The organism is Advenella faeciporci, assembly GCF_014652395.1.
Lineage (GTDB): Bacteria > Pseudomonadota > Gammaproteobacteria > Burkholderiales > Burkholderiaceae_B > Advenella > Advenella faeciporci.
The window spans coordinates 1-9,240 of sequence record NZ_BMYS01000038.1 but is presented as its reverse complement, the minus strand read 5'-3'; the positions used below and the strand labels follow the sequence as shown (position 1 = coordinate 9,240).

Genomic DNA, 9,240 nt, shown 5'->3' with positions numbered 1-9,240 from the left:
CGAAAAAAACACCACCGGTTTGCTCCGACGCCCCTGCGGGCCGAAGTCGCTGCACCGGTGGTGTTTTTTTCGCCTTTTACTGGTTTGGACGGATGGGTTCTTTTTGAGAAAATACCATCCCGTCGCTGCGAGGGACGTATCGGGTTTATTCAAAACCACCCCGGCGCTGCGAGGGACGTATTGGGTTTATTCAGAACCACCCCGGCGCTGCGAGGGACGTATTGGGTTTATTCAGAACCACCCCGTCAGGCTTCGCCTGCCACCCCTCCACAGAGGGGAATTTGTTGAACTTTTTTCAACGATAAAAAGGGTTTGGATAATTCCCCTCTGTGGAGGGGTGGCGCGCAGCGCCGGGGTGGTTCTAAACAAGCAGATACGCCTATCGTAGCTCCGGGGTAGTGATCCCACGCGGGTGCATGGGATCAAGCAACGCGGGAGCATGGGATCAAGCAAACAAGCAGATACGCCCACCGTAGTTAACGCAAACCGCTTTAATGGTTCACCACCCGCTAATCCCCGCAATTCCGTGCGCGCCGTTTTGTTGGGCGACGGGCAGCAGGGTTTCATTCATGCCGCCAATGGCAAAAACAGGCAGGCCGGCCTCGTTGCCCAGTTGGGCGAAAGTTTCCCAGCCCAGCGGGGGCTGGCCGGGGTGGCTGGCAGTGGGCAAAACGTGGCCAAGGACGGCGAAGTCGGCCCGAAGGATGTTGGCGTAGAGCAGGTCCGCCAGGTTGTGGGCCGAGACACCTGCCAGTTTATCTTCAGGCAAGGGCCGTTCTTCCAGCAGGAGGGCATCCTGGGCCCTTAGTTGCACGCCATCGGCCAGGCTCCACCAGGCTTTGGGGTGGATGCTGTTGATGATCAGGCGGGCACCTTTTTGGTGGCAGCGCTGGTGTATTTCCAGCATGAGTGCTTTCAGGGATTCGGCTTTGGGGCCTTCGTCCCAGTTGGGTTCGCGCAGTTGGAAAAGGCGGATTCCGCGGTCCAGCAGTGAGTCCAGTTTTTCCAGCCAGGCGGGAGCGTTGGCGGCCGAGCCGATGGCGCTGATGGCGTAACGGTTGGGGATGCCCAGCCATTTAAGCGGGGGCAACGAGGCGGGTAACAGTTGGCCCAGTTGTTCTGCGCTTTCCGGTTGGGTCCAGGCCAGTTGCTGGTTTTCAAGGCCGGTGGGTGTGCCTTGCCAGCGGGTGACTTTCCAGAAGGCAAGATGTACGATGTTTTTGGGATATTCGTGAACAAAGTTGACCCATGGAGTGGCTTGTTCGACAGTGATGTCGAGTTCTTCTTTCAGTTCGCGGCACAGGGCCTGGTGTACGGTTTCACCGGCTTCTATTTTGCCACCGGGAAACTCCCACCAGTCTTCCCAGGGTTTGCCTTTGGGGCGTTGCCCCAGCAGTATTTCGCCGTTGTCACGGATGATGACGCCAACGGCGACATGGATGTGTGGTTTTGACATGTTTGTGTATTTTGGCTTAACGGGTTTAATTGTTTATTAACGGGTTCATTGATCCATGTGGCGTGCGGCCCAGTCGCGCGCGAAATGACGGGCAACGCGGCCGGAACGTGAACCGCGTTCAAGGGTCCATTGCAGGGCTTCGGTACGGCTGGCCAATATGTGTTCTTCGGGACAACCCAGTTCACGCAACCAGTGGTAGACAATGTCCAGGTAGTCGTCTTGCCTGAACGGGTAAAAGGACAGCCATAAGCCAAAGCGCTCGGACAGTGAAATTTTTTCTTCCACGGTTTCGCCAGGGTGGACTTCGCCATCGCTTTGATGTTTGGCGGCAAGGTTTTCGCTCATGTATTCGGGCATTAAATGGCGACGGTTTGAGGTGGCGTAAACCAGCACGTTGTCGCCCGCCGAAGAGATGGAGCCATCAAGAATGGATTTAAGCGCCTTGTAGCTGGCCTCGCCTTCTTCAAAAGAGAGGTCATCGCAGAAAATGATGAAGCGTTCAGGGCGCTGGGCAACCAGGTCGACAATATCGGCCAGATCACCCAGATCGGATTTGTCCACTTCAATCAGGCGCAGGCCCTGGCTGGCGTATTTGTCGAGCATGGCCTTGACCAGGGAGCTTTTGCCAGTGCCGCGGGCACCGGTCATGAGAACGTTATTGGCCGGTTTTTTTGCAAGGAAATGCAGGGTGTTGCGTTCGATGATGTTTTTTTGGCGGTCGATATGTTTCAGGTCATCCGGGGTGATGGCCGAGATGTGTTTGACGGCTTCAAGCCAGGCCGTATTGCCTTTTTTGCGCCACCGGAAGGCGGTGGCATTCCAGTCGGGGGTGGGGGGGGCAGGGGGCAGCCATGCTTCAAGCTGGCCCAGCACGCGTTCGGCGCGTGAGATCAGTGTGGTCAAATCGTGGTTTGTCATTGCTGCAAAGTGGTTTGAAAAAGCATTAAAAACAGATACATTATCACTGAAATAGGGTTTTTCACTGCGATATTCGGGTGAGTCGAATATAATTACACACTTTGACAGCCTTCTAAATTGATTCTTTTTCTTAATCTGTTGGATTTACCTTGAACTTAGCCGAGATTGTTAGCCCCATTGCCAATGACATGAAAGCGGTCGATGCCGTTATTCGTCAGCGTTTGAACTCTGAAGTCGTCATGATCCGTACTATTGGTGACTATATCATCAGCGCTGGGGGCAAGCGTATGCGGCCTGCCATGGTTCTGATGGTTGCCAATGCGCTAGGTTATAAAGGGGCCGACCATCATTTAATGGCTGCCATTATCGAGTTCATTCATACTTCAACCCTGTTGCATGACGACGTGGTTGACGAGTCCGACATGCGGCGCGGGCGCAGTACGGCCAATGCGGTGTTCGGCAACGCGGCCAGCGTGCTGGTGGGCGACTATTTATATTCCCGCTCATTTGAAATGATGGTGGATATCGATTCCATGCGGGTGATGCAAATCGTGTCCAATGCCACCACTATTATTGCCGAGGGTGAAGTCCTGCAGTTGTTGAATGTGCACGACCCCGATGTTTCGGTGGAACGTTATTTGCAGGTTGTTCGTTATAAAACGGCAAAACTGTTTGAGGCAGCGGCCCAGACCGGTGCGGTGATTGCCGGTGCCAGCCCGGAACAGGAAAAGGCGGCAGCCGATTATGGCTGTTATGTGGGTACCGCTTTCCAGTTGATTGATGATGTGCTTGATTACTCTGGCGATGCCGAAGCGCTGGGCAAGAACGTGGGTGACGATTTGCGCGAAGGCAAACCAACCTTGCCTCTCATTCGGGTCATGCAGGTGGGCACACCTGAACAGCGCGACCTGGTGTATAAAGCCATTGAAACCGGAGAAGCCGATTTTACCGAGGTTGCCCGGGCCATTCAGGCCACCGATGCCCTTGAGTACACCCGCAAGATTGCGCAGGAAGAGGCCGAACGCGCCTTAAATGCCCTGGCACCCTTCCCGGATTCTCCCTATAAAGATGCGTTGATTGGTTTTTGCCATTTTTCCACCAACCGCAATAGCTGATCGGGTCGCTAAATATTGCTGGAAACCAGATCGGCGTTCTTGAAGATATACAGCGGTTTGGCTGGCCAGGGGGCGTCGTAAACCTGCCATTGAATACCCTGCGGCCCAATTTGCATATCTGCGGTTGCCAGGGTGTTTTCGTGGTCGCTGTCATTAACTTGCTTGCGATAGACCGGAAATTGCGGATGAGTTTGGTCGGCCAGGATCTCAAGCGGGTGGCTTACCCCCTCAGCCAGCATTTGCTGGCCCCGAAGCTGGCGCCAGCCCGATGAACCGGTAATGATTTGCGGGTAATTAAACGTTTCGCTATGGATGGCATGGTTGGCATGCACTTGGTCGGCGGTGATGATGTTGACGGAACAGGCAGATGAAAAAAATTCAATACTGAGCAGATTGGGGCTGCCAGTGTGGGCAAGACTAATATGAAAACCACCGGCTCGTGGAAACCTTTGCAGCAGCTCCACGGCCTGTTCCAGGCTGGCTTGGTTTAACAGGGCTCGGGTCAGCACCATGCGGGGAATGCCGCTTGCCACATGGCGGGCTCGCAGGTTGTTAACGGTCATGGCCAGGCCGGTATGGGTAACCGCAAAGGTGTGGCCGGGGATCGAGGCCGGATACACAAAAGCAGCAAAAGCGGGTGAGTCATTAACCTGGTAACGGGCCATGGCGCAATAACCGTTAAATTCCGGGTAGCCGTCTTCATTGTGGCAAATGCGCCGTTCAGTGCGTTGTGCCGTTTGCGGGTATTGTACGGTGGTGCAGCCGTCTTTGCTCATGGCCCAGATATCGCCACGGCAATTCCACAGGAATACATCGGTTTCATCCAGTTCGAGTCCTTTTGCCAACCCCTGGATTTCTTCCCAGATGGCAGGAAAATGCTGTTGTACCCGGGTTTTCATCTCCATGATTTGCGGGTCATGTCTGAAAGAAGTGATATACGCCCAGTCAGGTGATTCAAGCAGGAAGGCATGTACGCCGGGGGCACCAAATTCACCTAGCTGACGGCCAGCCTCATGGGACGAGCCCTGGATATTGATGTAAGACAGCATGGAAAGCACCTTTTCGGTAAAGACTGAATTTAAAAAAACGGATATAAATGTTATGGGCTTTCGGGTTTACCTTAAGGCCTTGTTTTTAACTGTTCATTATCCTATAAAACAGGTTATATTGAGTTTTCTTCGGTATCTAAGAGTAGCATTATCCCAGTGCCGGAAGAACAGAAAGTATCATCAAACGAATTCAGGAGTAGACATGTTGAAAAACAAAATGAAAGCAGCATTGCTGGGTGTTGCCATGACATTTGCAGTACCCGTTGTTACCACGGCTTATGCACAAGATAAGGAACTGGTTGTTGCTACTGATACCGCTTTTGTGCCTTTTGAGTTTAAACAGGACGATAAGTACGTTGGTTTCGATATCGATTTATGGGATGCCATTGCCAAAGAGCTGAACCTGAAATATCGCCTTCAGCCCATGGATTTCAACGGTATCATTCCGGGCCTGCAAACTAAAAACATTGATGCGGCGCTGGCCGGCATCACCATCAAGGATGAGCGCAAGAAAGTCATCGACTTTTCCGATCCTTACTATGAAAGCGGCCTGGCCATCCTGACTTCCGTCAAAAATGAAAACATTAAAACCGCGGCAGACCTGGCCGGTAAAGACGTGGCGGTTAAAACCGGTACGGCAACCGTGGATTTCCTGAAAAAAGAAGTGCCCGAAGCCAAACTGAAACTCTTCCCGAACATTGACAATGCCTTCCTTGATCTGGCGACTGGCCGGGTGGACGCAGTGGTGCACGATACGCCTAATGTCCAGTACTATGCCAACACGGCCGGCAAGGGCAAGGTGGTGGTCACGGGCGCATTGCAAAGTGGTGATTTCTACGGTATTGCTTTCCCTAAAGGCAGTGATCTGGTGGAAAAAGTCAATGCGGCCCTGAAAACCCTGAAAGACAGTGGCGAGTACGACAAAATCTATACCAAATGGTTTGGTAGCGAAGTCAAGTAATCAAGCAGGCGCCTGAAGCGTTTATAGGGCAATATGAAACGGTGATTGCGTCCTGTATGGGCAATCACCGTTTTTGCTTTGTACATTGCCGTTATTGCAAATAATAAGGAAAGGCTTATGGACTTTGATTTGTCGGTTGTTTGGGATGCTTTGCCCAGTCTCTGGAAAGGCACGCTGGTGACAATCAAAATTACTTTTTGGGGCTTGTTTGGCGGTGCCTTGCTGGGTGCGCTGGCGGGGGTCATCCGTACGTATGTGCCGGGCTGGTTTTCAATAGATATCATACGCCAGCGCCCGCTGAGCGGTATTTTGCTGCCGCTGGTTTCCATGCTTGCTCAGGGCTATATCCTGATTGTCCGGGGTACCCCCATTGTGGTTCAGGTCATGTTCATTTACTTTGCCTTGCCACTTATGGTGGATGTGCGGGTTGACGGCATGAGTGCGGCCATTGCGACACTCATTATCAATTCCGGTGCCTATATCGCTGAAATCGTGCGTGGTGCCTTGCAATCCGTGCCCAAGGGACTGTTTGAAGCGGGGCAGTCCATGGGCTTGCCCTTTTACAAAATCCTGTTCCGCATTATCGGGCCGATAGCCTTCAGGCGCATGATTCCCGCCCTGGGCAACCAGTGTATTATCAGTTTGAAAGACTCTTCCCTGTTTATCGTGATCGGGGTGGCCGAATTGACCCGGCAGGGCCAGGAGATCATGGCCAGCAATTTCAGGGCCGTTGAAATCTGGGGGGCGGTTGCGGTTATCTATCTGATCCTGACCGGTTTGATCGCACTGATCCTGAAAACCATGGAACGTAGGATGCGAATATTATGAGTATGGTCACCTTTGAGCATGTGGTTAAAAAATTTGGCAACAACACCATTCTTGATGATATCAGCCTGAATATCAATAAGGGTGAAGTGGTGGTTGTGGTAGGGCCTTCTGGGTCGGGCAAGTCCACGTTCCTGCGTTGCATCAACGCCCTGGAAACCATTCAGGGTGGCGATATACGGGTGGGCAAGTTAAGCGTGCGGGGCAAGCCTTCCGAGGTACGCGAACTGCGTCGGGAAGCGGGTATGGTGTTCCAGCAGTTCAACCTGTTTCCGCAATTGACGGCACTGGAAAATGTCATGTTCGGGCCCATCCATGCCCGCGGCATGTCCAACAGGCAGGCTCGCGAGACAGCGATTGCCCTGCTTGAAAAAGTCGGCCTGGCCGAGCGTATGGATCATTACCCCGGTGAGCTGTCAGGCGGGCAGCAGCAGCGCGTGGCAATTGCCCGGGCGCTGGCGGTTAATCCGTTACTGATGCTGTTTGATGAACCCACCTCGGCTCTTGACCCCGAATTGCGCCATGAAGTCCTGAAGGTCATGAAGGATCTTGCTGAAGAGGGCATGACCATGATTGTGGTAACACATGAAATGGACTTTGCCCGCAAGGTGGGAAGCCGCTTAATTTTTATCGATCAGGGTAAAATAGCCCATGATGGCCCGCCATCTGAATTATTATCTAATCCTCCAAGTCAGCGTTTGAAAGACTTTTTACAACACGTTGTGTAACGTACAAGTTAGTTTTAGGAATCAGTATGCCTCAGTATCGTTCAAAAACCTCTACACATGGCCGCAATATGGCCGGTGCCCGCGCTTTGTGGCGAGCCACAGGGATGAAAGACGGAGATTTCGGCAAACCTATTATTGCCGTGGTCAACTCGTTTACCCAGTTTGTGCCAGGGCATGTGCACCTGAAAGATATGGGGCAGCTGGTGGCGCGTGAAATCGAAGCGGCCGGAGGTGTTGCCAAAGAGTTCAATACCATTGCGGTTGATGACGGGATTGCCATGGGCCATGGCGGTATGCTGTATTCCCTGCCTTCGCGTGAACTTATTGCCGATTCAGTTGAATATATGGTGAATGCGCACTGTGCCGATGCCATGGTGTGTATTTCCAACTGCGATAAAATCACTCCTGGCATGCTCATGGCCGCCATGCGCCTGAATATCCCTGTTGTGTTTGTATCGGGTGGTCCCATGGAAGCCGGTAAAATCCTGGCTCCGGGTACCGGCAAAGTCATTGCCAAACTTGACCTGGTTGATGCCATGATCAAGGCGGGTGATCCAACCGTATCTGATGCGGAAACCGAAGAAACCGAGCGTAGTGCCTGCCCAACCTGTGGTTCATGCTCTGGCATGTTTACCGCCAACTCCATGAACTGCCTGACCGAAGTGCTGGGCCTGTCTTTGCCGGGGAACGGATCCCTGCTGGCCACCCATGCCAAACGCAAAGCCCTGTTCCTGCGTGCGGGCCGCCTGATTGTTGATCTTTGCAAACGCTATTACGAGCAGGATGACGCCTCTGTCCTGCCGCGCAATATCGCCACCAAAACATCTTATGAAAATGCCATGGCCCTGGACGTTTCCATGGGCGGCTCTACCAATACCGTGCTGCACTTGCTGGCAGCGGCCCAAGAGGCGGGTGTTGATTTCAGCATGACCGATATCGACCGCATTTCCCGTCAGGTACCTTGCCTGTGTAAAGTGGCACCGGCAACCAGCCAGTATCATATGGAAGACGTGCACCGTGCCGGTGGCGTGATGGCAATTCTGGGTGAGCTGGCCCGTGCCGGCAAACTGGATCTCAATGCCGGAAACGTTCATAGCGGTACGCTGGGCAAAGCCATTGAGCAGTGGGATGTCAACAGTGGTCATGCCACTGAAGAAGTGAAAGAGTTCTACAAGGCTTCACCGGGTGGTATTCCAACCCAGGTGGCTTTCAGCCAGGATCGTCAGTATCCCAGCCTGGATCTTGACCGTGCCAAGGGTTGTATCCGCAGCCATGAACATGCCTATTCAGAAGATGGGGGCCTGGCGGTACTGTATGGCAACCTGGCCACTAATGGCTGTATCGTTAAAACGGCTGGTGTCGATGAAAGCATTCTGAAGTTTACCGGCAAGGCCGTCATTTTTGAAAGCCAGGAAGATGCGACGGCCGGTATTCTGGGTGATGAAGTCAAGGAAGGCGATGTCGTGATTATTCGCTACGAAGGCCCCAAAGGCGGCCCGGGCATGCAGGAAATGCTGTATCCAACCTCTTACCTGAAATCCAAAGGTCTGGGTGCCAAGGCCGCTTTGCTGACAGATGGCCGCTTTTCTGGCGGTTCGTCGGGTTTGGTTATTGGCCATGCTTCCCCTGAAGCGGCTGAAGGCGGCAATATCGGTCTGGTCCAGCAAGGTGATCGTATCGAGATTGATATTCCAAACCGTACCATTCACCTGGCCATTTCCGATGAAGAGCTGGCGCACCGTCGTGCAGCCATGGAGGCCAAGGGTGATCGTGCATGGCAACCTGAAAACCGCGAGCGCTATGTGTCACAGGCCTTGCAGGCGTATGCGGCCCTGGCCACCTCGGCCGACCGTGGCGCCGTGCGGGACGTCAGCCAGCTGAAGCGTCGTTGATTTTTTAACGGTAACCGGATGGGTGGGGCGTTGTGCCCGTGTCCGGTAGCAAGGGCTGTTTGTTTCTGGGTGGGGAACCACCCCGTCAGGCTTTGCCTGCCACCCCTCCGCAGAGGGGAATTTTCCTGCTTCGTGGAAACAGTGGTGTTGTTGCTGGTTTTGCTGGTTGCTGGTTCCCATGCTCTGAACTGACCCCAAAAAGTTGGACACCCATTCAACTTTTAGGGGTCTTTTCAATGACAAAATATGATTTGCCGTTCAAAATCAAATTAGTCCAAGCGTATCTATCCGGCCAG

Annotated in this window: 9 protein-coding genes; 6 read left to right on the top strand and 3 right to left on the bottom strand. The window is 53.2% G+C overall.

Annotation, left to right across the window (positions count from 1 at the left end):
* Positions 1-499: 499 nt before the first annotated feature.
* Complete coding sequence (locus IE074_RS14560; protein WP_189386171.1) at positions 500-1,456, bottom strand: Nudix family hydrolase; 957 nt, start codon at positions 1,454-1,456, stop codon at positions 500-502.
* Positions 1,457-1,501: 45 nt separating this feature from the next.
* The gene (locus IE074_RS14555) at positions 1,502-2,374 is read right to left on the bottom strand and encodes an ATP-binding protein (RefSeq protein WP_189386170.1); all 873 of its coding nucleotides are present in this window, start codon (positions 2,372-2,374) and stop codon (positions 1,502-1,504) included.
* Positions 2,375-2,523: 149 nt separating this feature from the next.
* Here IE074_RS14555 and ispB point away from each other — a divergent pair, with 149 nt between their 5' ends.
* Positions 2,524-3,489, top strand: a complete 966-nt coding sequence (ispB, locus tag IE074_RS14550) for an octaprenyl diphosphate synthase (RefSeq protein WP_189386169.1) — start codon at positions 2,524-2,526, stop codon at positions 3,487-3,489.
* A gap of 8 nt (positions 3,490-3,497) precedes the next feature.
* Here ispB and IE074_RS14545 read toward each other — a convergent pair whose 3' ends face one another.
* Positions 3,498-4,538 (bottom strand): C45 family autoproteolytic acyltransferase/hydrolase, encoded by a 1,041-nt coding sequence (locus IE074_RS14545; protein ID WP_189386168.1) that lies wholly within the window; start codon positions 4,536-4,538, stop codon positions 3,498-3,500.
* 202 nt (positions 4,539-4,740) lie between these two features.
* Here IE074_RS14545 and glnH point away from each other — a divergent pair, with 202 nt between their 5' ends.
* The 5 genes from glnH to IE074_RS14925 all read left to right on the top strand — a co-directional run.
* Positions 4,741-5,499, top strand: coding sequence for a glutamine ABC transporter substrate-binding protein GlnH (gene glnH / locus IE074_RS14540; RefSeq protein WP_189386167.1), 759 nt, complete (start codon positions 4,741-4,743; stop codon positions 5,497-5,499).
* Between the two features lie 117 nt (positions 5,500-5,616).
* Positions 5,617-6,327: a glutamine ABC transporter permease GlnP gene (glnP, locus tag IE074_RS14535; protein ID WP_189386166.1), complete on the top strand. Its 711-nt coding sequence runs from the start codon at positions 5,617-5,619 to the stop codon at positions 6,325-6,327.
* Positions 6,324-7,052, top strand: a complete 729-nt coding sequence (gene glnQ, locus IE074_RS14530; protein WP_308429778.1) for a glutamine ABC transporter ATP-binding protein GlnQ — start codon at positions 6,324-6,326, stop codon at positions 7,050-7,052. Before glnP ends, glnQ begins: the two co-directional genes overlap by 4 nt.
* Before the next feature lie 26 nt (positions 7,053-7,078).
* Positions 7,079-8,944, top strand: coding sequence for a dihydroxy-acid dehydratase (ilvD, locus tag IE074_RS14525; RefSeq protein ID WP_189386165.1), 1,866 nt, complete (start codon positions 7,079-7,081; stop codon positions 8,942-8,944).
* A gap of 38 nt (positions 8,945-8,982) precedes the next feature.
* A partial coding sequence (locus tag IE074_RS14925) for a hypothetical protein (protein ID WP_229794043.1) occupies positions 8,983-9,240 on the top strand: 258 nt, incomplete at its 3' end.